Annotated in this window: 14 protein-coding genes; 12 read left to right on the top strand and 2 right to left on the bottom strand. The window is 44.8% G+C overall.

Annotated features, from left to right (window positions below):
• Positions 1–582: 582 nt before the first annotated feature.
• The 8 genes from FEM55_RS02615 (at position 583) to FEM55_RS02580 (ending at position 17,306) form a co-directional block, all read left to right on the top strand.
• Positions 583–1,134 (top strand): YciE/YciF ferroxidase family protein, encoded by a 552-nt coding sequence (locus tag FEM55_RS02615; protein ID WP_138279754.1) that lies wholly within the window; start codon positions 583–585, stop codon positions 1,132–1,134.
• Positions 1,135–1,158: 24 nt separating this feature from the next.
• Positions 1,159–3,348, top strand: coding sequence for a catalase (locus FEM55_RS02610; RefSeq protein ID WP_138279753.1), 2,190 nt, complete (start codon positions 1,159–1,161; stop codon positions 3,346–3,348).
• A 279-nt stretch (positions 3,349–3,627) separates the two neighbouring features.
• Complete coding sequence (locus FEM55_RS02605) at positions 3,628–5,004, top strand: MATE family efflux transporter (RefSeq protein ID WP_171036446.1); 1,377 nt, start codon at positions 3,628–3,630, stop codon at positions 5,002–5,004.
• A 616-nt stretch (positions 5,005–5,620) separates the two neighbouring features.
• Positions 5,621–7,903 carry a catalase/peroxidase HPI gene (gene katG / locus FEM55_RS02600; RefSeq protein WP_138279751.1) on the top strand — a complete coding sequence of 761 codons (2,283 nt, stop codon included), beginning with the start codon at positions 5,621–5,623 and terminating at the stop codon, positions 7,901–7,903.
• An 841-nt stretch (positions 7,904–8,744) separates the two neighbouring features.
• Positions 8,745–9,344: a DUF6436 domain-containing protein gene (locus tag FEM55_RS02595; protein WP_138279750.1), complete on the top strand. Its 600-nt coding sequence runs from the start codon at positions 8,745–8,747 to the stop codon at positions 9,342–9,344.
• Between the two features lie 14 nt (positions 9,345–9,358).
• Positions 9,359–11,599 carry a response regulator gene (locus tag FEM55_RS02590; RefSeq protein ID WP_138279749.1) on the top strand — a complete coding sequence of 747 codons (2,241 nt, stop codon included), beginning with the start codon at positions 9,359–9,361 and terminating at the stop codon, positions 11,597–11,599.
• 207 nt (positions 11,600–11,806) lie between these two features.
• Positions 11,807–12,919: a GAF and PAS domain-containing protein gene (locus tag FEM55_RS02585; RefSeq protein WP_138279748.1), complete on the top strand. Its 1,113-nt coding sequence runs from the start codon at positions 11,807–11,809 to the stop codon at positions 12,917–12,919.
• A 598-nt stretch (positions 12,920–13,517) separates the two neighbouring features.
• Complete coding sequence (locus tag FEM55_RS02580) at positions 13,518–17,306, top strand: ATP-binding protein (RefSeq protein WP_171036445.1); 3,789 nt, start codon at positions 13,518–13,520, stop codon at positions 17,304–17,306.
• Between the two features lie 273 nt (positions 17,307–17,579).
• Here the strand turns inward: FEM55_RS02580 and FEM55_RS02575 are convergent, their stop codons facing one another.
• Complete coding sequence (locus tag FEM55_RS02575) at positions 17,580–19,115, bottom strand: hypothetical protein (protein ID WP_138279746.1); 1,536 nt, start codon at positions 19,113–19,115, stop codon at positions 17,580–17,582.
• A 5-nt stretch (positions 19,116–19,120) separates the two neighbouring features.
• Entirely contained in the window at positions 19,121–19,657 is a 537-nt protein-coding gene (locus tag FEM55_RS02570; protein ID WP_138279745.1) for an RNA polymerase sigma factor, read from the bottom strand.
• 568 nt (positions 19,658–20,225) lie between these two features.
• Between FEM55_RS02570 and FEM55_RS02565 the strand changes: the two genes are divergently transcribed.
• The 4 genes from FEM55_RS02565 (at position 20,226) to FEM55_RS02545 (ending at position 24,695) form a co-directional block, all read left to right on the top strand.
• A complete protein-coding gene (locus FEM55_RS02565; protein ID WP_138279744.1) occupies positions 20,226–20,999 on the top strand; it encodes a hypothetical protein in 774 nt (257 codons plus the stop codon).
• 177 nt (positions 21,000–21,176) lie between these two features.
• Complete coding sequence (locus FEM55_RS02560) at positions 21,177–21,362, top strand: RNA polymerase sigma factor (protein ID WP_138279743.1); 186 nt, start codon at positions 21,177–21,179, stop codon at positions 21,360–21,362.
• Positions 21,363–21,430: 68 nt separating this feature from the next.
• Positions 21,431–22,702: a hypothetical protein gene (locus FEM55_RS02555; protein WP_138279742.1), complete on the top strand. Its 1,272-nt coding sequence runs from the start codon at positions 21,431–21,433 to the stop codon at positions 22,700–22,702.
• A 907-nt stretch (positions 22,703–23,609) separates the two neighbouring features.
• The gene (locus FEM55_RS02545; RefSeq protein WP_138279740.1) at positions 23,610–24,695 is read left to right on the top strand and encodes a hypothetical protein; all 1,086 of its coding nucleotides are present in this window, start codon (positions 23,610–23,612) and stop codon (positions 24,693–24,695) included.
• Positions 24,696–25,212 lie beyond the last annotated feature (517 nt).

Raw genomic sequence — 25,212 nt, 5'->3', positions numbered from 1 at the left:
TAGTTCGTACTTATCAAGTAATATAGATTAAAACTTAATTCTGCCTGTGTTGCCTAACTTATTTCGGATGAAAATTTCGAATTAAATTGCATTCTTCCATTTTGATAAAATCAAAAGGCTCTTGCCAACAAACCTGTTTTTCAGCACTCATTTGCTTCTGTTCATTACCTCCGTGTAACTGCCAGTAATTGAATAAATAAATAAGTATCAAACCGGGCTTCCAACAGGACTTAACGTGGTTTCTTGCTACAAACGCCGGTGCTGCAATCATTCAAAAAACGCACCAGGCTAACACTGAAAAGTATGAGCCTTCAAATATTTGTGTATACCGGCTTATTGCATGCCTCACAGGATTTGAAAAAAAGTTTGCTGAACAGGATTTATCAAATTCGTTAAAAGTTGAAAAAAGGCTTTCATTAAAATTCATGTGACTGAAAAGTTTTTTTTCAAAAAATCAAAGTGCATCTGGAACAATAATTGAACAGGATATCCTAATCCTCAGCATACTGATTAAAAAACATCATTCAAAAAGAACCGATCTTATCAGTCCAGCTGTAAATCAACCATCTAATACCAAACTATATGAAAAACGAATCTGGATCAGAACCAATGTTCAAGACCAAAACCTCAGGCAAAGCAGACCCGGCATTAAATGAATTGTTCCTGGATTCCATACGGGACATATACTGGGCAGAAAACCATCTGGTGAAAACCCTTCCCAAAATGATTTCTTCCGCTACTTCCAGTACTTTAAGCAGTGCACTTCAGGAACATCTTACACAGACCAAAACACATGTAAAAAGACTCGAGCAGATTTTCGAAATACTTGGAGAGAAGGCGATTGCCAAGAAATGTGATGCGATGGAAGGTCTGGCCAAAGAAGGAGAAAGCATTGTGGAGAGCACAGAGGCCGGCACTGCTACCAGGGATGTGGGAATCATTCTGGCATCCCAGAAAGTTGAACATTATGAAATTGCAACATACGGCGGACTTACCCAGCTGGCACACACACTCGACCTTGGGAATGTGGCAGAAATACTGGCTCAAACATTGAGCGAGGAAAAAGAAGCAGACAGCATGCTGACCGAAATCGCAGAAAATAAAGTAAACTACAAAGCTTCTCAGGAAGCCTGAATAATATAATTAAAATACCTATCCATGGCGACTAATAAAGACTCCGAAATACCAGTTAATCAATCTGATAATACTAAATTGGCCCATCTCGAACCTTATAAGGAAGAGGCAGCGGGCGAGTTTATGAATACCAACCACGGCGTACGCATCAATGATGATCAGAATTCACTGAAATCCGGTGAACGCGGTTCGTCCTTGCTGGAAGATTTTATATTGAGGGAAAAAATTACGCACTTTGACCATGAACGAATTCCGGAACGTGTTGTACATGCACGCGGTTCGGGTGCACATGGCGTTTTCAAGGTATACGAATCATTGTCTTCCATCACAAAAGCAAATTTCCTTTTAGATCCTTCATTGGAAACACCGGTATTTGTCCGTTTTTCTACTGTTGCCGGATCGCGGGGGTCTACAGATCTTGCCCGCGACGTTCGGGGATTTGCTGTAAAATTTTACACACAGGAAGGCAATTTTGACCTGGTGGGAAACAACATGCCAGTCTTTTTTATCCAGGATGCTATCAAGTTTCCGGACCTTGTCCATGCCGTAAAGCCAGAACCGGATAATGAAATTCCGCAGGCAGCTTCTGCCCACGATACTTTCTGGGACTTTATCTCGCTTATGCCGGAATCGGCACACATGATTATGTGGGTTATGAGTGACCGGGCAATTCCGCGCAGTTACCGTATGATGGAAGGGTTTGGCGTACATACATTCCGGCTGATCAACGCACAAGGTGAGTCCAACTTTGTCAAATTTCACTGGAAACCGCTTCTGGGCGTTCATTCCGTAGCCTGGGACGAAGCGCAAAAAATTTCGGGCAAGGACCCTGACTTTCACCGCAGGGATCTTTGGGATGCTATCGAGAGCGGAAATTTCCCGGAATGGGAATTGGGAATCCAGGTTGTGCCGGAAGCCGATGAACATAAATTCGATTTTGACCTGCTGGATTCCACCAAGATCATCCCCGAAGAACTCGTGCCTGTACAACGCATAGGCAAAATGACGCTGAACCGGAATCCGGATAATTTCTTTGCCGAAACGGAACAGGTTGCATTTCATATCGGACATGTGGTTCCGGGTATCGATTTTACAAATGACCCGTTGTTGCAGGGAAGGCTGTTTTCCTACACGGATACGCAGCTGATCCGTCTGGGTGGTCCCAACTTTCAGGAGATCCCGATCAACAGGCCGGTTGTCAGCGTTCACAACAATCAGCGGGACGGCTATATGCGCCAGACCATCAATCGTGGAAAGGTCAGCTACAGTCCCAATTCGCTGGGAGACGGTGCACCATATCAGGCAAAGGCGCAGGAAGGCGGGTATACCTCTTACCCGGAGAAAATAGAAGCCCGCAAGGTGCGCGCAAGAAGTAAAAGCTTTCTGGATCATTTCAGTCAGGCCAGGTTATTCTTCAACAGCCAGTCCGATCCTGAAAAAAACCACATCATTGACGCACTGAGCTTTGAACTTGGCAAAGTGAAAACGGTCGCAATCCGTGAACGCATGCTTGGAATTTTATCTCTCATTGATAAATCACTTGCTTCCGGAGTCGGATATGCCTTGGGCCTGACGGTGCCTCAGCAGCCCGAGCAACCTATAAACCACAGCTTTCCTGCCGATGCAGACCCAAATGATTATCAGCCGGTCATGACAGAAGGAAAGCTTACAACATCTGCTGCACTTAGCATGGCCAACACACCAAAGGACAGCATCAAAACCAGGAAAATAGCATTTCTGGCTGCTGACGGTGTAAATGAAAAGTCCTTGAATGCAGTGAAATCTGCCTTGACGGATGCAGGTGCCGTAGTTGAAATAATTGCTCCGCATCAGGGATTTATCATTTCTGAAAACGATACGCAAATTGCTGTTGATTACAGCTTTCTGAATGCTGCGTCCGTCTTATACGATGCGGTGTATGTACCGGGAGGAACAAACAGCGTCGCCAGCATTGAAGCCGAAGCAGATGCTGTACATTTTCTCAATGAAGCATTCAGGCATTGCAAGCCCATAGCAGCAGACAGCTCGGCCATGCAAGTGATTGAAGCCACGTATTTCAGCAGTAAACTGCCGGCAGATTTCTCTGATAAAAACGTGCTCAGAGAAGGCGTTGTCATTAGTGAAAGCGCATCTGAACTGGCTGACAAATTCATATTGGCCATCGCCATGCACCGTTTCTGGGAACGCGAAAAACCAAGAAAGGTACCTTCCTGAGTAGGTAATATCTTGACAAGAAGCCATCCGGTGAATTCCGGATGGCTTTTTTTGTTAGCATGCTGCAAGCTGTTATATTGATTTTGATCTGCACGGTTTACCAATCCTGCCCACGTTCAAGAGAATAGCTTGGGTTTACTTACCGCATCAACGTGGCTACCTGTTTTCTCCTTAAATTCATCCTAAACTGCACGGATATAACCAGTTATTATAAATGTGGAATTGCAAAATTGGATGAATACGTTACCTTTGCGCCCCATCTTTCCAAGGCATCCCATCATGACTGCTACCAATCCATTAGGAGATGCTCCCATCCGGACGCTGTTTTTTCAATATTACGGGCCTGCGGTAATCAGTCTGATGTCGTCCCTTGTTCACCAGCTTGTCAATGGCATTATACTAGGACAGCAAATAGGAAAAGACGGGCTGGCAGCGGTCGGATTGTATGGTCCTGTCGTGATCGTCCTGATCGCATTGAGCCTACCTGTTATGATCGGTGGCGGCGTACTGATCGGCAAGAGTATCGGAGCTGCAGACTTCAAGCAGGTTCAACAAATCTTTCAGTTTGCAACTACCCTGGTTATTTTGGCTGGAGGTGGCGTAGCGATCACTGCACCGTTTTTAGCAGTACCGCTTGCCCGGTTTCTGGCTGGGGAATCCAGCCCGGTCCTGGCTGAAAATACCGCAGATTATGCTTTTTGGCAGTTGTCAAGTCTTCCCTTTTTCTTTCTTGGGATGATCTGGGGAAATTTTGTCCGGGCGGGCAATGCTCCGAAGGTATCACGTAATGCATCGATTTTGGCAGCAGCTGTCAATATTATCCTGGATCTCCTGTTGATTGTCGGATTCGGACTGGGTGTAAAAGGTGCATCAATGGCCACATCCATAGCACTGGCCGCAGGTACAACCTACTTATTTATATACATTTTAAAAGGTAATGCTCCTTTTGGCTTTGCTTCTTTTCGCTTTACATTAAAATTTTCCCAATGGAAGGAGTATTTGAAAATCGGACTTCCCTCCTTTGCAGCCGAAATCGCGTTTTCGTCTGGCCTGCTGTTGATCAACCAGTCGTTGATTCCTTTCGGGACCCTTGCAGTCGCCACATTCGGTTTGGTCAACTACCTTAGTTTTCTGCTGATCCGGCCTTTTACGGCTGCAATGATTGCCGTACTTCCCATTATGTCTTTTAATATGGGTGCAAGACAACCGCAACGTGTGCTGGAATCTTTGCGCTTCTCGCTTGGCTTTACATTTTTGCTGGGAATGCTGGTGACCGGCATCGGCTTATTCCTGTCTGATCCGCTCGTAATGTTATTTTCAGGCGACCAGAACATGGCTTACCGTAAAATGGTGGGTCAGGCTATGGGATTATACTTTCTGCTGTTTTTAGCAGCCGGTCCAAACTATCTGCTCGCTGCTTTTTTTCAAAGTACAGGAAAAACAACCCTTTCGTTGTTAATCAACTTTTTAAAAGGATTTCTGCTGGTTTCGCTTGCGCTTGTGGTACTTCCGGATTACTTTGGTTTGTCGGGAATTTGGCTGTCCCGTTCATTAGCCGAACTGTTGACATTCATCATCATTGCAGCCTATACGCGATATTACAAAGATCAATACTTTGCAGAAAGTGCAATTCTGCCAAAGGTCAAGTCAAAATAAGATAAAAGTTCATGTTCTGAGACAGCTAACCTGGTTACCATGTCCGATGTAAGCAATAAAACGTGTGCCCTCCTTTTAACAACAAACGGATTTTGCCAGAAATCGTTGACTCCAGTGTAAAAAGCGACCTCTGTTTCGGCTGCAAAAAGAAAAGACATTGGGTGAATCTTTCTATGATCGAAAAGTACTTGTCAATTGGATAAAGGTGTTAGAATCCCGATTAAATAGTTGAGAACCTAAAATGATTTTGACTGCTTTCTGGCAGACAGCTGAACAAAAAATGGACTGGCAGCTGGTATTTACTTTGCAGCGTATATGCTAATTTGCATGCTACTTAAACAGATTGGACTCCTGAACTCTCCTATCCTTTTATTTTTTATAACAATTTGATCTTAAAAGATATACGCAGCACTCCGTCGTACACTAGCTACTGAATCAATTAACCTTGGATTAATGACGAACCATGCCAGGTCATATTCATCTGCGCTGAAATAGATTATACCTATCGAATTATAGAATTAATCGATTGTGATTATATAATTTAATCCTATAACTTTAACTGTCTGCATGTAATCCGAGTGCAGGCTGTATCAGTCTACAACATGAACTTCTAAAAATGGAAACCGAATCAAACGACATGAGTAAGTGCCCTTTTCTCAATGGCACTATGGACCAAGATAACGCTGTAAAGCAAAACGTTGGTGGCAATGGAACCCGAAACCGTGACTGGTGGCCCAATCAGCTGAAATTAAACATCCTGCGTCAGCATTCATCCTTGTCAAACCCGATGGGGGAAGATTTCAACTATGCGGAAGCTTTTAAAAGCCTGGATCTGGAAGCAGTGAAGCAGGACCTTCATGCCCTGATGACCGACTCACAGGACTGGTGGCCTGCCGACTTCGGACATTACGGCCCTTTGTTCATCCGTATGGCCTGGCATAGTGCCGGTACGTACCGTGTAGGTGATGGCCGCGGCGGTGCTGGTGCGGGACAACAGCGTTTTGCTCCCTTGAACAGCTGGCCCGATAACGTGAGCCTTGATAAAGCCCGCAGACTGCTCTGGCCTATCAAACAAAAATATGGTCAAAAAATATCATGGGCCGATTTACTGATTCTTACAGGCAATGTTGCCCTGGAATCGATGGGTTTTAAAACATTCGGTTTTGCCGGCGGACGTGCCGACGTTTGGGAGCCGGACGAAGACGTGTACTGGGGATCGGAAACAACCTGGCTGGGCAACAACCATCGCTATGCAGACGGTTCGCCGGGAGTTGCCGGAGATGGCGTCGTTTCATCGGACGAAGATCCGGGGCGCAATATCCATTCACGAAATCTGGAGAAACCCCTCGGTGCTGCACATATGGGTCTTATCTATGTCAATCCGGAAGGCCCTGACGGTAATCCCGACCCGATTGCATCTGCCAGAGATATTCGTGAAACATTCGGCCGCATGGCCATGAACGATGAAGAAACGGTTGCACTGATTGCCGGCGGACACAGCTTTGGCAAAACCCATGGCGCTGCTCCTTCCGAGCATGTGGGCAAAGAGCCGGAAGCTGCCGACCTGGAATCGCAGGGATTTGGCTGGAGCAACAGCTATGGCTCAGGTAAAGGTCCCGACACGATTACAAGCGGGCTTGAAGTAATCTGGACAAAAACCCCGACCCGCTGGAGTAACAATTATTTTGAAAACCTGTTTGCCTTTGAATGGGAACTGACCAAAAGCCCGGGCGGCGCGCACCAATGGGTTGCCAAAAATGCAGACGCGATCATTCCGGATGCATATGACGACAACAAAAAACATGCGCCGACCATGCTGACGACCGACGTAGCTTTAAGGTTTGACCCTGCATACGAAAAAATATCCAGAAGGTTCCTGGAAAATCCCGACGAATTTGCAGATGCCTTTGCCCGCGCATGGTTCAAGCTGACGCATCGCGATATGGGGCCCCGTGAACGCTATCTGGGTCCGGATGTGCCGCAGGAAGAATTGATCTGGCAGGACCCGGTTCCCGTGGTTGACCATGCATTGATCGATGGAAATGATGTGGCTGCCTTGAAGGCCAACATATTGGCCTCCGGTCTGAGCATTTCCGAGCTGGTTTCCACAGCCTGGGCTTCTGCAAGTACCTACCGCGGTTCCGACAAACGTGGCGGCGCAAATGGTGCCCGTGTTCGCCTGGCTCCTCAAAAAGACTGGAAAGTAAATAATCCGGTACAGCTTAAAAAAGTGTTGGATACTCTGGAAAGCATTCAGAAAGAGTTTAACGATACGCAGACTTCCGGTAAAAAAGTTTCACTGGCTGACCTGATCGTGCTCGCAGGAAATGCAGGCATTGAAAAAGCAGCGGGACATACCGTTGTCGTTCCTTTCACACCGGGTCGTACGGATGCTTCGCAGGAGCAAACGGATGTAGTGTCGGTAGCCTTTCTGGAACCTGCAGCGGACGGTTTCCGTAATTATCAAAAAGAGAAATTTACGGTTTCCACAGAAGAATTGCTGATTGACAAGGCTCAGTTGCTCACCCTTACAGGGCCGGAACTAACCGTGTTGCTGGGCGGTATGCGTGTGCTGGATACCAATTTCGACGGTTCCAAGAACGGGGTTTTCACCTCGCGTCCGGGTCAGCTTACCAATGATTTTTTCGTAAACCTGCTCGACATGCGTACGGCCTGGAAAGCAATTTCCGAGCACAAGGACCTGTACCTGGGAACTGACCGTTCAACCGGACAGCCAAAATGGACTGCCACCCGCGCAGACCTGGTGTTCGGCTCCAACGCAGAACTGAGAGCCATTGCAGAGGTGTACGCCAGTGCCGATGCTCAGGACAAATTTGTCAAGGATTTTGTAGCTGCCTGGACCAAGATTACTAATTTAGGCCGGTTTGATTTAGCTTGAATGCAAGCTGATATGGTATGAAGGAAGGGTGTGACTGGATAACCATTCCATTATCAACATTTCCGTAATTAAAACAGCAAACCTTTATGGTTTGCTGTTTTAATTTGATATACAGCATATTATTTAACTAGCAAGAATCAATTGAAGAAGGCTAACCGTAATTTTTAAAAATAAATGATACCAATTGCAGGTGGTCTTTTGAGGCAAACCCATTTTGAATTTCCACTGCATAAAACGGTTTTAAGTTCGATATTTTGTAAGAACTAAAATCTATGGAATATCAGCTTGACAAACACTGCTGATGAAAATTCTTTGTGCATAAATCCACTCCTTTATCAATAAAAGTATTGGAATCTTAATTGAAGTTACAGAACTGAGTCCACCCATTTTACTTGTCATGGATTGTTCAGCTTTCCAGAAGATGGTCAAGCTTTTAAGTCCTGAGGGCTATTCATGCGATGAGTTCCGACTATATGCCATTAAGTAACTTTTACTATGAAAAGTACCGAGCCGGGCTTCCATCAGCTGCTATCAATTAAAATGGTAACGAACTGTATTTTTCTCAAACCACCGTTTTTGCTTCACCGCAACGTCCGTTTTCCCTTACAAAGCTTACCAATTTTGAAGACAATCGATTGGGGATAAAATCCGTATACAAGCTTTTAAATAAGTCCTTGTGCACGTTTTGTTGCTGTTACATAGAGCTATTATTGTTTTACCGTTCCTGATTTATCAAAAAAATATTAGTAACTGTGAATAAATTAGTTGTACACTTAGTTACAAATTAATTGTTATATATTTGGTAAAATCATAGCCCACTTAATTCCATCTTTATTGCTTTATGTACCGAATTATCCTGCTGAGTGCCTGGCTGATGTTCCTGTTTGTCCTGGCCAGCACCTTGTTCTGGTATAATGACTGGGTGTACCGTATGCCTACTCCTGTCCCCGCCTACTACAAGTCCGTGAGTACCGGAACAAAGATTGATCTAAGCACACAGGTCAATGCCCCAAAGGGAAAGCCGCTGTTTATTCACTTTTACAATCCGGCCTGCCCCTGCTCCCGCTTTAACAAAAACCATTTTCAATCCCTGGTACATACCTACGGAAAATCAATTCATTTCGTTGTGGTGGTCCTTTCGGATGAGCAATACACCCGGCAGTACATACAGGAAAAAATAGGCTTGAATATTCCTGTCCTTTTTGACCGGTCCATTGCGGCCCGGTGCGGGGTGTATTCCACGCCGCAGGCAGCACTGATTGACACAAACCAGCAACTTTATTACCGGGGTAACTATAACGCAAGCGGGTATTGCAGCGATAAGAAAACCGCTTATGCAAAAATGGCAATCGACAGCTTGATGCAAAGCAGGGCTATCCTGAAATGGGATCAGCTTGCCTTAAAGGCTTATGGCTGCACCATACCTGTTTGTTATAAATAAACCGCTTTAACATCATGGATCCGTACGGCATATTACCAAACCTTCCTGTTACAGACTATCAGCTGAGGGTCAAGGAAAGATCGGATAGTATTATAAACTACATTCTGACCGGCTATTTTCTGCTGGGGCTGGTTTTTGCAAGTTTGTATGAAACCTGGTTGATTGCACTGGGTATAGGAAGCATATCGCTTCTTGCCTATTACTCCGTAAAATGGGCGCTGCCTCAATCTGATTTATACCAGTATGTGCTCAGCACGGTACTGGGCCTGTTCATGGCACAGTTCATTTACCAGATGCATGGCCTTTTCGAGATGCATTTTTTTGCATTTATAGGAAGTGCCGTTCTGATCACCTACCAGAAGTGGAAGCTGCAGATTCCCATGATGCTTTTTGTACTGGTGCATCATGCCGTTTTCGGGTATTTACAAAATGCTGGTCTGGAGGAAATCTATTTTACCAAACTGGACTATTTTGACATGCTGACCTTTACGATTCATATTCTGTTGGCCGCAGCGATCTTTTGTGTCTGCGGATTGTGGTCCTACCGCTTTGAAAAATACTATGAACTGCAGATTAACCAGAACAGGGTTATGGCCGAATTGCAGCAAGAGGCCCAGCTTTCTACAGAACGTAAAAACAGTGAGCAGATACAGCGCAAGATCAATGAAGAGCTTCGCATGTCCAATGCCCAGCTGGAAGCGGCCCGCCAGCAGGCAGACCAGGCCAACCTCGCCAAAAGTACTTTCCTGGCTACCATGAGCCACGAGATCCGTACACCGATGAACGGGGTCATCGGCATGACGACTTTGCTGCAGCAGACAGCCCTGACCGAAGAACAGCACGAGTTTACAGAAACCATCGCAATCTGCGGCGAGACACTCATTGGCGTAATAAACAATGTACTTGATTTCTCAAAGATTGAATCCGGCCATCTTGAACTGGAACAAGTAGACTTCAACCTGAGGCAAAGCATCGAGGACGTGCTGGATATGTTTGGTGGCAAAGCCGCTTTGATTGGCATTGACCTGGTATATCAAATTGATGAAAGCGTTCCGGTACAGATTGTTCATGATGACTTTCGCTTGCGGCAAATTCTGATCAACCTGGTTGGCAATGCCATCAAGTTTACCCAGCATGGAGAAGTTTGTGTATCGGTGCATGTTGAAAATAAGGCCTTTGATCAAGAGCTGCAATTACGGTTTGATGTCAGGGATACCGGAATCGGTATTCCCCGGGACAAGGTCGACAGGCTGTTCAAAGCTTTTTCTCAGGTTGATTCCTCTACTACGCGGAAGTATGGCGGCAGCGGGCTGGGCCTTGCCATTGTCAAAAAACTGGTTAATCTGATGGGCGGGCAGATCCGTGTGAGCAGTGAGCCTCTGAAAGGGTCCACGTTTTCTTTTACCATTAAAACACATCGCGGCACGGATCAAATCAAGGAGCGTATCAATTATGAAATGGCCGAATACAAAGGGAAAAAGATACTCGTAGTGGACGACAATGCCACAAACCTGTCCATTTTAAAGCATCAGCTTGAAAACTGGCAATTACGACCACTTATCACTACTTCCGGAAAAGAAGCATTGAAGATTTTAGAGGAAAACCAGGATGTTGATCTGGTGATAACCGATATGCAGATGCCGGTGATGGACGGGGTTATGCTGGGCACGAAAATCCGGCATTACGACCAGCATACCCCTTTGATTCTGCTGAGTTCCGTTGGGGAAGAGCTTGAAACATATCAAAAGCAGCTTTTTACATCCATACTGACCAAGCCCTTTCGTCAGCGCATCCTGAGCAGGCACATCATCAATGCCTTGCAGGGAAAAATAAAAACCAACATTGAACCTGAACATTTTTACAAAAACCCGGTTGATTTTTCGCTGCATCATCCCATTGAAATTCTGGTAGTGGACGACAACATGGTCAATCAGCATATGGTTGTCCGTTTGTTGCAGAAAATGGGATACAAACCGGATGTATCCAACAATGGACAACAAGCAGTGAAAGCAGCAAATCTAAAAACCTATGATTTGATCCTGATGGATATTCAGATGCCGGTCATGGACGGCCTGGAAGCTACCCGATTGATCCGTAAAATGCTGGAAAGACAACCTACGATCATCGCTTTGACTGCGAATACACTTGAAGATATCGAGCAGCAATGCCTGGATGCAGGAATGAACGATTACATGGGCAAGCCAATCAGGCTTGACGAACTGACATCCAAAATCAAAAAGTGGAATTTCGTGTAAGTATTCACGAAAACCTTACAAACACGGGTTACAAAATTCATCATCCTCCGTCACAGCTGCAAATGGCGGCACTCCTGTAAGATCACTGATTATATTGATCCACTATCCTTTTTGAAAACCGTCTGAACGCATGAACTAGGGTTATCGATTTGTTATTTCCAAGAAAGTTAATTAATTCGCTTTCCAATAATAGTAATTTGATAGTTTATGAGTCAGTACCGGGAAGCAGAGATTGCTGGGGATCATAATGAAGTAAAAAGGTTAGAAGCAGTTCATGGGTTTTTAGAAATTGATTTTGATAAGCGAAGCGAGTTTCAGGATATTGTGGATCTGGCTTCCAGCCTGTGCAACAAGCCTGTGGCGCTGATCACCCTGCTGGACGAAAATGAAAACTGGATCAAGGTTAGATCAGGGGTGAATTACCAGGTCATGCCCCGCAGGACTTCCTTCTGCCAGTATGCCATTGAAAAAGACGAAATAACCATTATTCCAGATACGGTACAAGACCCCCGGTTCGATGACAATGACCTGGTGCAACAAGATCCGCATGTACGCTTTTATGCCGGAGCGCCGCTGGTACTTGGCAATGGATTAAAACTGGGTACCCTCTGCCTGTTTGATGTCAGGCCGGGTAACCTGGACGAAATTCAGAAAAGTACGCTGGCAGTCCTTGCAAGACAGGTGGTGTTTCTGATGGAGCTGGAACAAAGCACGGCATTGCTCCAAAAACAGATGCAGGATATCAAGGCAAAAAATGATTCTTTGATAAAGATAGCCTACATTCAGTCCCATAATATCCGGCAGCCGCTGACATCGATCATGGCGCTGGTCAATCTGATAAAGGAAGGCTATCAGCAAGTCAATGATGAATGGCTGCACATGATCAGTGAAGCTACCCGTACACTCGACCAGAGAATACATGAGATCGTCAAGGAGTCTCTGGCTGAAAAGGATATCAAGGCCCTTCGTTTCAGCAGGATGGTGGAAGAAATCGAAGATTATGCCATTTTACTGCTGGATAGTGAAGGAAATGTGGAAAACTGGAACAAAGGGGCCGAAATCCTGAAAGGCTATAAGGCCAATGAAATCATCGGCAAGAATTTCAGCGTGTTTTACACACCGCAGGACTTACTTGATAAAGTGCCGGAAAGTCTGATCCGGCAGGCCGTATTGACCGGTGCTGCAAAGAATGAAGGATGGCGATTGCGGAAAGATGGTTCAAGGTTTTGGGGAAGCATCCTGATCACAGCCATCCATAATGATTCCGGCGAAGTTATCGGGTTTACCAAAGTCACAAGGATACTGGCCAAGCAGGACTGATGCTACGGATTTATATAGTACGAGCTACGGGTGCAGCACTGCACAAACCTTGCCGCCATGCCGGCAGAAGATGGCTCGACTGAATGGTCACTGGATCAAAGTCCTTATTTGCCGGTTGGCAGGCTGGTCATGGCTGCTCGGCAGGCTTATAGCCCGGAGCGCAACAAATACCGATTGATGTGCTTCCGTTCAACCCGTTTCCCTGCATGCATGGGCAACTATCATGTGTGCCCGGCGACTTGCCTTTCGAAACATCAAGCCGGTACAGGCACCGGATGAATGCTCAACCAAAAGTAGCACCAACCAGTAATGATGAGCTGCCGGATTAAACAAACAGCCGGTACAAAGAATATACATCAGAAGACAACTGCACCATTTTTCATGGCTCATTTACTGATCAGATCGCGGGTGCAAAAGAAAATAGGTGTAAGTTTACTATCCGATAGCATGTTCAACATCTTCAGACGATCACATTAAGGTATCTTCTTTGCTGTTCCTGCGCTTTATTCTGTAACCAGCAATCTGAATTCATCTTTTTACTGCGCGGGATGTCTTCATTGCAAAACCTACAAATCACCGTATTATCATGCAGGATGTAATGAATGAGGAACAATTCCTGTCAGGCGGAGGGCAAATGGGAGCGCTTATCCGTTCAATGGATTGGTCAAATACAGCCTTGGGTCCAACAAACCAATGGCCTCAAAGTCTAAAAACCAGTGTAAGCCTGTGCCTTTCTTCCACTTTTCCTATTCTGATTGCCTGGGGACCTGAGCTGATTCAGATCTATAATGACAGTTACAGGCCTATCTGCGGCGCCAAACACCCGCAGTCTATGGGTCAGAACTTCAAGATTTGCTGGGAAACTGCTTTGCCTGTTGTAGGCGATGCATTTGACCGCGGACTTGCGGGAACGGGTACATACATCAAAGACCAGCAAATGCTGCTTGACAGAAATGGCTATCTGGAAGAAGCGTTCATGACCTTTTCGTTTGCGCCCATTCGGGATGAATCCGGAAATGTAGGGGGCATTTTTCACCCGATTACCGAAACAACTGATCAGATCCTGAGCTCCCGCCGTACCCAGGTACTCCGTGATCTGGCCATCCAGACCGGCCATGCCAAAACGACGGATGCGATTTACGAGAAACTTAGAGAAGTACAGCCCATGTTTGACTTGGATGTGCCGTTTTTGCAGGTATACGAAGTAGATGATCATACCCGCCTGGCCACTCTGAAAACTTCTTCCGGAATCAACGACAGCATACTTGATTTTTCTGCCATTAAACCGGATGATGAAGGCACAGGCTGGCCGTTCACGGCATCAGGCGGAGAGAACAATGAGCCTGCGGAGGTAAGCGGCCTGGCTGAGCGTTTCGGAGCATTTCAGAGCGGCCCCTTCGAGTTGTCGCCACATACGGCGCTGATCTTTCCTGTTGTCATAACCGGAAGCAGCCGTCCAAACTGCTATCTCGTTGTTGGCGTCAGTTCCGCCCGCTCACTGGACAAAGAATACAGAAATTTCTTTGAACTGTTTGCCAATACGGTTTCTACTGCTTTCTCCAACGTGGATGCTTATCAGCAGCAGCAAAGACGTGCCCAGCAACTTGCTGAGATTGATCAGGCCAAAACAGCTTTTTTCAGTAACATAAGTCATGAATTCCGTACACCGCTGACCCTTATTCTTGGTCCTTTGCAGCAAATGATGGAGCAGCCCGGGCACAGCGGAATACTCAGCCTGGAAAACAGGGACCTGATGTACAGAAATATACAGCGGTTGTTGAAACTGGTCAATAATCTGCTTGATTTCAGCCGTCTGGAAGCAGGCCGGGTAAAGGCTTCGTTCCAGCAAGTGCAGCTGGGTCCGCTGACTGCCGACCTGGCTTCCAACTTCCGTTCCGTTATTGAGAGTGCGGGCATGGAGCTCATCCTTTCTATTGAGCAGGAAGACATCCCGGTGTATGTTGACAGGGACATGTGGGAAAAAATTGTACTTAACCTGCTCTCCAATGCATTCAAATATACGCTGAAAGGAACCATTACAGTAAGGCTTACAAATGAAGCCGGATTTGCTGTCCTGCAAGTGACCGATACGGGCGTAGGCATTCAGCAGGCCGAGCTTCCGCATATGTTCGAGCGGTTTCACCGAATTGAAAACTCGGCAGGCAGAACGCACGAAGGCACAGGAATCGGGCTTTCGCTTGTGGCCGAACTGGTAAACCTGCATCATGGAGCTATCAGCGTTGCCAGTGTTTACGGAAAAGGAAGCACCTTTACAGTACGCATACCGCTTGGCATGGAACATCTGCCGCAGGAGCAGATTATTGTGCCTGCCACCCAGCCGGCCACTTTCTCGCAGCAACAGACTTTCATCCGTGAAGCAATGAGTTTGCTGGACCGGGACCAGGCCGGGCACTTACAGACTGTGTTAAGCCAAAAAGAAAATCCGCAGCAGGATCAAAATGTGAAGATGCAACAGCATTTCCGCGTGCTTATTGCAGATGATAATACAGACATGCGGTTGTACCTGGAAAAACTGCTATCGCCTTATTTCAGTGTAGAACTTGCCGTAAACGGACTGGATGCCCTTGACAAGATCGCGCAGGCAGAGCCTGATCTGATTGTCAGTGATGTGATGATGCCGGGTATGAACGGCCAGCAGCTGCTTTATCAATTGCGGCAACGGCCCGGCAGCCGCATACCTGTCATTCTTCTGTCGGCCAGAGCTGGTGAAGAATCCCGGATGGAAGGATTAAATTGGGGTGCAGATGATTATCTGGTCAAACCGTTTTCAGCCAAGGAACTGCTTTCAAAGATCAATTCGGTAGTCAGGATTAACCAGGTTACCAAGAAAACTGAAACAGAACTGCGGACTATATTTCAGCAGGCACCGGTAGCAATCGGCATATTCAGAGGACCGCAGCTGATCATTGAAGTGGCAAACATGATGATGCTCCGATACTGGGGGAAGTCGGGCAGTCAGGTGATCGGGCTGTCGCTTGCGCAGGCATTTGAAAAAAATGATGACAACGGACTGGAACGGATCGCCACACAGGTATTTGAAATCGGGGAACGGCAGATGCTGAATGACTGGCCTTTGGAAACCCTACGGGAGGGAAAAATAAGCAAGCTGTTTGTCAACCTGGTTGTAGAACCACTTCGCGATATTACAGGTGTTATTACAGGCGTCATGTTGGTGGCTAATGATGTAACCGAACTGATTACAGCTTTGGAACTGGTGCGGGAAAGCGAGCAAAGATTCCGGATTCTGGCCAATACCATGCCTCAGATGATCTGGCGTATTAACAATTCGGATAAGCAAAATTTTTATAATGATTATATTTATAAATACGTCGGACTGACAAAAGAAGAAATTCTTGACAATGGATTTACATTGTTTGTACATCCGGGCGACCAGGAGGAAACCCGCAATGCCTGGCAGCATGCAACCGAATCAAATGAAGATTTTACCCTTGAACACCGTTTCCGCAGATACGACGGAGTGTACCGGTGGCATTTAAGCCGGAGTACCGTACAGCGGGATGCCTCCGGCAACATAGAAGGCTGGATGGGTGCCAGCACCGACATTCATGATCAGAAAATGCTGGAAGAAATCCTTGAGAGCCGGGTAATGGAACGTACTGCTGAGTTGAAAATGATCAATGAGCGGCTGGTGAACAGCAATCAGGAACTTGAACAGTTTGCCTACGTAACCAGTCACGACTTGCAGGAACCGCTTCGCAAGATTCAGATTTTTTCCAAAATGGTGCAGATTAAAATGGCCGATGCGGACGAATCAATCCTTAATTATTTGAACCGGATTACTGCATCGGCGGCAAGAATGTCCCAATTGATTCAGGATTTGCTCAGTTTTGCAGGGATAATCAGTACAGGCGCAACTACGGAAACGGTCGATCTGAATGAAATACTGAAACAGGTTAAAGAAGATTTTGATTACCTGATTGAAGAGAAACAGGCGACCATCCTGTCCGATGTTCTGCCGGTGGTTCAAGCCATTCCGCTTCAAATGAGCCAGCTTTTTAACAATCTGCTGGGTAATGCACTCAAATTCTCGATTGAAAAGCCTGAAATCAAAATCCTTTACAAACTTGTTGAAGCAGATGAACAAACCGATTTACCTCTAAAACCACAGCTACCATACGCCAGGATCACCATTACTGATAATGGAATTGGCTTTGACCAGCAGCTTACTGATCGTATTTTCACTATTTTTCAGCGGCTGCATCCACAAAAAGAGTTTGCGGGTACTGGAATAGGGCTTGCCATATGCAAACGGATTGTTGAAAATCACTCCGGCTTTATATCTGCAAGAAGTCAGAAAGGCATCGGGTCCAGTTTTGAAGTTTTTTTGCCGATTCACCGTTTTTAGATTTTCGTATGCTACTGAAACCAGGTTGACAGCTTCTGACAATGCTCCGTCATTTCACCTTGAAGTATAATACAGGAAGGGTTACATATGTAAGTATGATTTGGAATGCATTTCATAATAATGCCTTCCAAACATTTAATCAGCTATTTTGTTCTGGTAATAAGCATGTTGTTAAACAAGTGTGACAATTTTACTTTGCCTGCTTCCTGAATTACTGTTGTTCCTTACAATTGTATACTGCCCAGCATATCGCTTTTTCCTTACAAAGCTTCTTCAATGCATGTTGAACCGTATGAATAATTGTCCGTTTAAAGGTTTTAACGGCTTACGATTATCGCGCGATATGTTGCTGACCGGAACAATTATATTCAGACCAACCTGAAAATGTCCGGGTGTAAGAAGAACGCCGGTCTTTAAAGCAACAAGTTGTGGATTGATGTTTTTCGATAGTCCGGCCGGTTTGTTCAAACCGGCTATTGCACCGGGAACCAGGATACCTGCATCGCTTTCATATTCCTTTCTTACCAATGCATTTGTGAAAAAACTGTATGATGCACCCGCACTCAGTGCCAAAACCTTTGTAGCCTGATAATGGTAATACAAACTGAAATTCAGCCCGGATACTTTAATAAGCCTCTTGTTGTTGTAAAACTTATTGTAAATCTTCAGAGAATCATCAACAAGCGTCGAATCAGCAGCATGCACTACCATTCTGCCATTTCCGAAGTAAGACTGGTAAGGAGAAAAGGTGAATGATACTTTATGTTGCTGCCAGCTTTTGGCAATAAATATCCCGGGAATAAGCAATAATGCAGGTTTGCTTACGCTGTCTTTTCCTGCAAAAAGATAGTCTGTATTCTTCAATGAACTGTTTAAACCCCACTCCGGCCCGAACTGTATGCTACTGCCTGGTTTATGAGCAGGAGCGCTTACTGAATGCCGGTTAATTTCTGGTATGGTCCTGGAATGCAGGGGTCGATACGACTTCTGGATTTTCGTGATCGGTACCAGAAGAGAAACCGTGGAAATCTTACTTCCAGCACCTGCGTTTTTACCTGATTCAGCCGTTGACGGACCGACAAAGAATTCTTCTGCCCTTCTATATCTGCTTTTGCTTTCAGGGATAACAGATTCCCTGCTTTTATTCCTGTTAACCAATTGCCGGTTATTATCTTGCAACTTGGTACCTTTCAACACACCGGCGCGTTGCATGGATCCGGAACGAGTTGTTGAGGCAGTTGAGTAGGAAGCATCCTGGGTTTTAGAACTTAACCTTCTGGCAGCCGGATCTACTTCTGAAAGGGATGAGTCTTCCTGCCGGCTAGATTTATCTATTATTTTCGACCTTACTCCTGTTGTTCTGCGCTCAACTTTGTCAGATGTACGTACAACCGTTTTCATCCTGTTTTCATTGAAAGAACTGGATTCAGATGTTTTTCGCGGCGTCTCTTCCGGACTGGCTGATTTTATCGGCTTTGCAGCATCATCGATCTTTTCAATATTCTTGTTAGGCTTGATAACCGGGACACTTTTCGTATTCAGATTATTTTTCAAATCCAAGCTTTTTTCTTTTAAAGGCTGATAGATGGTTCTAATAAAAACGATCGTGAAAGTGATTGTCACGGCACTGATGAAGACAAGTATCCATTTGTAAGCAAAAAGGTTCTTAATCATTCCCGGATCTTCAACAGGGGTAACTGAAGGGCCCAGCAATTTTTCCATTTGTGCCCATGCTTCATCAGCCGGAATTTCCGGATCAGAAAGCCGCTCATGCCTGTACTTGTCAATATTTTTGTTCCTTTTTTTCACAATGTCTAACGAAGTGCCTTTTCAATGATGGATTTCAACCTGCTTCTGCTTTCGCTCAAATGCCATTTGACGGTACCGTCACGGATGTCGAGCGCTTCTGAAATTTCTCTTACCGAAAAACCGTCCAGGTAATACAATCCGCATATGCGTCTGGTTGCAACAGGCAATTGCATCAGGTAAACCTGTATGTCGCCGGCATGAAGGACATCCAGAGGGTTTTCACGCGACTCAAATCCCATTGCCTCGTTGATTTCCACATAATCAAATCCCTGCGTTTTACGATCGCGCAGCATGGTTAGCGCAGCATTCCGCACAATGGTATAGGCCCAGTTGAAGAATTCTCCTTTGGACGGATCGAAGTGGCCGATATTCTGAAAAACCCGGAGCATTCCATTGTTGACGGCGGTAAGCACATCATGCTTTTCATCAAAAAAATTCTTGCATAAAGAGAACAGGACCGGATATAATTGCTTGTACAATTTCTCCTGGCTCAGTCGCTCGCCGCGTTTGCAACCGGTTAATATTTGTTCTATGTTTTCCAAATCGTTGAGATGCGGTATCAACCGGTTTTAGTCCGGCCATAACCGTAATGACTCTATTAAGCTGCCGGTACCTTTTTTGTTGTAAAAATCACCTTGCTCCGATAATTCCATTCAAATTTGCAAAGTGCGTCTTTTCGTTTGAATCAATCTTTGTATCGTTTATTCTTAAAAATGGTCGCCATCATCCGGTACAAGCCAGTCCCTTCAAAAACGTATATAAATCAACGATCATGCATCAAGAATTGTTACCGCTGAACTGGCCTTCCATAATACATCCGGATTTACATTTCTGACCGATGTAAACGAATGCCCGGCAGTTTTACCCTTTCAATAAAGTAAACTACAATTCACTTGGTGCAGGTTGGGTCGTAACGAAAAAAAATTTCACTCATTAACTCTGCAAGTCATTTCAATGCACCTTCAGGACAATGCAGAAAATAGTTGCGAACACGCTGATCTGCTCATCATAACATTTTTTTTCTTTCCTGCCCAACCCTGGAACACTATCATGTAGTTTATTTCATTGACAGGCTTTCTGTCTATTAATCAACCTCAAATTCATTTTGTCATGAAAACAGAAAAGTTCGTATCCGTATGCATCATCCTGTTGTTTATGCAGTTGGTAGCATGTGAAAGAACAAGTATTGACACCCGTAATCCTGAAAAATCCGGGATAAACAATTACACCGGCGCCATTGATGATCAGACGCGATACATTACAACGGACACCATCAAAGGTATCAGCCAACGTAGCCCTGCCTTGTTCACGCTTGTCAATGGCATCAGTCCGGATGTTATGTGGCGCGTAACGCCTTTCGCCAACATTCACAATCATGGCAGCAGTGCTGATGTGTATTTTCAGAAAGAAGGTAAGCACCGCGTGTTTGCAATCGACAGCATGAGCCTGGATACCACTTACATTGATGTAGAAGTAGCGCCTTTTCGTGTTGAAGAACCCAAAATCTACGAGCAGTCCTTTTTTAGTGACGATGAACTATTTGTAACCCCTGTTGCCGATGCGGATACGGCCGAGATCCTGCAATTGACGTTTGTTACCAAAAGAGATTATGACTGCACAAACAACCGACTGATCATGAATACCCTGCAAAATGGCAGCAACTACGAATTTGGTTTTGAAAAGGTATTTACCGGCACGTACTGTTCTCCCGGCGAGAAGAAAGCACAAAACAGCACCACTTTTCTAACAAAAGGCAGTAAGGGAAGTATTCAGATTACCTTCAAAGGAAAAACATACAACGGTTCTTTCGAACGAAAAGGAATCAGTTACACCTTCGACTGGCCATACGAATCAGGTGTTCTATTTACCACAAAAAGCCTTTAAGAAGCATTATTGTTTTTGCGGTAAGATATTGAAAAAAGTTTGACGATGCCGGATTATAGATTCTACTTCCAATTTATCAAATGCAAAAACAGGTAAAAGTAAAAATATATTTTATCGTCATACAACCATTGCAGCAGTTCATTGCCTCTTTATCCTGACAGACCTAATAAGTACCTTATGACCACGGAGGCGGAGTTGATTTCAGGTTGCCTGTTACAGGACAGGATCGCGCAGCGGACACTATATGACCGGTACAAAAAAGCAATGTATACCCTGGCTTTCCGGATCACAGGTGATCTTGAGAATGCCAGGGATATGTTGCAGAATGCATTCATGAAAGTGTTCCGCCATCTTCCTGAATGACCAGCTTGCCAGCGTGCAGATCAATACAGAGTTTGGTAAACTGACCATCAAATAACAGACCGGCCTACATGGGAAAATACATTTTGTTCTTTTATCTTTTGCTTGGTTTATCTGCTGCGTATAGTCAGGATAGTACAGAAGTTACATTCAGTGAAGAGCCGGATACCTTAACACGCCAACGCTTTATCGACCGGTATGAAAATGTGTTTATGACCAAGGTACCCACGCGGCATATCGTCAAGCTTGGATTGTCGCAGTACTATCAGGCGGTCCCCTACCCTTTGACCGATGACAAGACCCTGAACAACTTATCGCTTCACCTGGGTTACGAGTTTAAGTTCCTTCCGGCCTTTTCACTGGCATTATCTGGCCATTTCCCCTTGTACGGGGTACAAACCCCGATTAAAGAGTCTTTGCAAAACACAGTGATGGATGCGCAGCTGAGGTGGTTTGTCAACATGCGCAAAAGGATCAAAAACGGGAAAAGCGCCAATAACTTCAGTGGGAACTATGTTGCCCTCTTCTATAACCTTCCCGGAACGTTTGAGGATGACCCTAGGGCGGGACTGAAATTTGGGTTTCAAAGGCGGTTTTTAAACCATGGCTTTATGGATTTTTCATTTGCAGTATTTAAATCCGTAGCTGATTACTCCTACGGGTTCGTACCGGATGGTTTACAGTTTTCAACACAGGCCAGCTTTGGCTTTGCCATCGGAGACTGGAAAAAATCTGCTACTGCCCCTTTTTGTGACGTTTTGCTCTGTGACGAATTTCAGGGACAGCAATGGAAAATCAGGTTGCCCGAGCTTACAGTGGGTTATTACCTCAACAGAATCAGGACCGGGGCAGCCTTCGAGCGAAAGATCAGAACCTCGCCCTGGACGATCAATGTGCAACTGGATGCGGCCATGAACAATGGCTTTAATTACCTCCGGTATGACCATAAGATCCTATATTCTCAATACCCGGATCGAATATTCAAATATGCTCTTGTTTATTCCAGGGAAAAGATCGTGATCTTCTCGGTTCAGCCACGGTATTACTTTTTACAGAAACGTCAGCGGCTCAATGGCAAAGGTGGAAACGGGTTGTCAGGCTGGTATGCCGGGCTGCATACCGAATTTAACTATTACAAAGGCAAGCATAGTGAAATAGAAGGTAAGGACTTGAAAAGTGAAACCAACATTATTCAAACGGGTCCACTTCTGGGATTTCAGCTCCGGGTATTCCGTCGCGGGTATCTGGATCTGAACACGTCTTACAATTTTAAAGATCAGTTAAAAAGCAGGGATACCTCTTTCGGTTTACGGACAAACATCGGAGTAGGACTCGCGCTCTGATACGATCTGTTGAAAGGTACAATTTAAAATTTTATTGAAGCAGTTATGGATCTTGTCACAATGAGAAGGGTAAGGAATGCTATATCTATCTTAATGATTATTACCCTTTTTCTTATGATCTGCCAAAGACAAAACCAACAAAATAAAACGGCTGAACCAGACCGCTGGCAAAGCAGATTTGAAAAAAATCATATTCTGATTCATAAGTATCTGGATCTTGTATATAAACAATACAACCAAAGAAAATACGATGAAGCCCATAATACGTTTCTGGATCTGTTACAGGTCTGGCAGTATCAGGATGTACTAGCCAGGTCCGTTGCTGTTAAAGATTATCTTCCCTCAGACAGCCTGCATAAACTGCATGCAGTTCTTGAACAGCCGGTCAACAATGCAAATCGATATCGGTTCATAAAGGAAATCAGAAGGATCAAATTACGACTCATCAACTACTAGCCATCAACAAACATGAAATTGCTGTTCCACTTTCTGATCTGCCTTACTGGTGGTTTGATAATAAGGTCTCCCCTGTTGATATTCCTTGGCACTGACCAGCTGTGATCATTTTGAATTCCGCCCCAGCCAGGTAACCGACAAGCACTCGCCTTTGAAATTGAATGCGATAAACTTTATGATTATCATGTCTTTTCAGGTTTATTATAAATGATTAATAAAGGGCATACAACGTTTTCAACACATTCCTGCCTCTTTGTCAAAAGAAGAAGCAAAGCAATAAACTCATTAACGATTTTACTTAAACCTGATGTTGAAAATCTTATTCTGTGCTGTGCTTTATCTGTCGCTGTCAATGCCGTTATTCGCCCAGGATACGACATCCGTTGTGTTTTCACAGGAATCTGATACGGTTATAGTACAGCGGTTTATAGACCGTTATGAAAATGTATTCATGACTAAAATCCCGACGAAGAAGATCCTGAAATTAGGTTATACAGCAACTACTTACAAAGGAATGGGTATCAGCACCGTATTTGAATATAAAGTTCTGCCATTTTTATCCTTGGAGGCAGGCATTTATTCGCGTACCGCCCGTGAAGGTGATGGCATTTCTTTCAGCTTAATAGACAGGCAACTAAACGGACAAAATCTGTTTGCAAGTGGTGGCGCACGCTGGTATCCCAATATGAGAAAACGGATCGCGCGTCAGCAAAGTGCAAACAACTTCACTGGAAGCTATCTGTCAATTTCCTATGAAAGCTCACTTGCTGCTATTCAAAACGGAAAAGTCAGGGATCATTTTAGTATGTCCTACGGATTTCAGGGCCGTTTTCTCAATAATGGCTTTCTGGACTTCTCTCTGGGCCTGTACTACCTGAGGCCATTTCCGGAATGGTTTACCTCAGGAATGCAAGTCCCAACTGCCTTTCGTATCGATAACCTGGTTTTTGCATCCCGGTCCTTAATCGGACTGGCCTTTGGAGATTGGAAAAAAAATGACCGAGGCCCATTATGTGACGTTTTATACTGCGATTATCTGGTAAGAAAGCATTTTAAAGTCCGGTTGCCTGAGGTTAATATTGGCATACGCGGTCAATTCATCCGGGGAGAAATCGGATATGAACGAAAATTGGGGCCAAGCCCATTGTCACTTAATTTTAGCTTGTGGAATGAAACCAGAACGTCATTGGGGCGATATTCAGGTATACAAGCAACGACCATGGGCGAAGCACAACTTCGTTTTTATTATTTACAAAAAAAGCAGATTAGCAAAGGCCGGGCTTCGGATAATTTATCTGGCTTATACCTGGGCAGCCGCTTAGCATACATATGGCGTTACAGGGATGCTTCGTTCCTGAACCCGGTTACCAATGCCTACTCAAGCGCAGGAATAATGACAGGATATCAGCAGCGTCTATTTAATAGATTGTACTTTGATGCATTAATCGGTTTTTCCGGTTTAAGCTCGGACAAAAAGCTCATAAAGGTTGAAAGCGGAGAGTTCAACGCCAAAGCAAGCGTTGGTTTTGCATTTTAGATTTTTAATTTTCTTGTTGAAGCGGGTTTAAACCTGAACATTGCAACGAATTTCTGATGCGTTGATACAGGTATTATTGCTTTCCACAATCACCTTCATGTATGGGTTGGCAAAACCCTACATAAGAATTTCAAATTTAATACATCCTTTTATCCTGCAAGTGAGAGCTTGTTTAGTAATGCGAATCAAGAAAGCCTAAAATGCTTTGCAGCTTCTCACGCGGCTATTGATGCGGACAGCACAGGATGGCATTCATTAAATTGTAATAAAAAAAGAAGCTCCGATTTCCAGGTTACACTACTTTGTTGATTTCGTCTAAAGTATGTTGAAAACGCGCAGGGAATAACGGAACAAAGTATTTGCTGAGGCAGGATTGCAGATTTTAATTACAAGAATTGATATGGGCTGTTAAACAGCATTATAAGGAACATTGGCCTTTTTGTAAACCGATGTTCAAGATACTTTGGTCAACGTATTTAGAATTTTAAGACTAACGTCGGGATAGACAAATTCTCAT

This window comes from Dyadobacter sediminis (assembly GCF_005860765.1).
GTDB lineage: Bacteria > Bacteroidota > Bacteroidia > Cytophagales > Spirosomataceae > Dyadobacter > Dyadobacter sediminis.
Note: the sequence above shows the minus strand (reverse complement) of the source record. Positions and strands in the feature narration are given on the sequence as shown.

What these genes read in the sequence shown, in the direction of transcription:
- FEM55_RS02585 (WP_138279748.1), top strand. Translation starts at nt 11,807, where the DNA reads ATGAGTCAGTACCGGGAAGCAGAGATTGCTGGGGATCATAATGAAGTA.
- FEM55_RS02555 (WP_138279742.1), top strand. Translation starts at nt 21,431, where the DNA reads ATGGGAAAATACATTTTGTTCTTTTATCTTTTGCTTGGTTTATCTGCT.
- FEM55_RS02580 (WP_171036445.1), top strand. Translation starts at nt 13,518, where the DNA reads ATGAATGAGGAACAATTCCTGTCAGGCGGAGGGCAAATGGGAGCGCTT.
- katG (WP_138279751.1), top strand. Translation starts at nt 5,621, where the DNA reads ATGGAAACCGAATCAAACGACATGAGTAAGTGCCCTTTTCTCAATGGC.
- FEM55_RS02595 (WP_138279750.1), top strand. Translation starts at nt 8,745, where the DNA reads ATGTACCGAATTATCCTGCTGAGTGCCTGGCTGATGTTCCTGTTTGTC.
- FEM55_RS02610 (WP_138279753.1), top strand. Translation starts at nt 1,159, where the DNA reads ATGGCGACTAATAAAGACTCCGAAATACCAGTTAATCAATCTGATAAT.
- FEM55_RS02565 (WP_138279744.1), top strand. Translation starts at nt 20,226, where the DNA reads ATGAAAACAGAAAAGTTCGTATCCGTATGCATCATCCTGTTGTTTATG.
- FEM55_RS02560 (WP_138279743.1), top strand. Translation starts at nt 21,177, where the DNA reads ATGACCACGGAGGCGGAGTTGATTTCAGGTTGCCTGTTACAGGACAGG.
- FEM55_RS02615 (WP_138279754.1), top strand. Translation starts at nt 583, where the DNA reads ATGAAAAACGAATCTGGATCAGAACCAATGTTCAAGACCAAAACCTCA.
- FEM55_RS02590 (WP_138279749.1), top strand. Translation starts at nt 9,359, where the DNA reads ATGGATCCGTACGGCATATTACCAAACCTTCCTGTTACAGACTATCAG.
- FEM55_RS02605 (WP_171036446.1), top strand. Translation starts at nt 3,628, where the DNA reads ATGACTGCTACCAATCCATTAGGAGATGCTCCCATCCGGACGCTGTTT.
- FEM55_RS02545 (WP_138279740.1), top strand. Translation starts at nt 23,610, where the DNA reads ATGACTAAAATCCCGACGAAGAAGATCCTGAAATTAGGTTATACAGCA.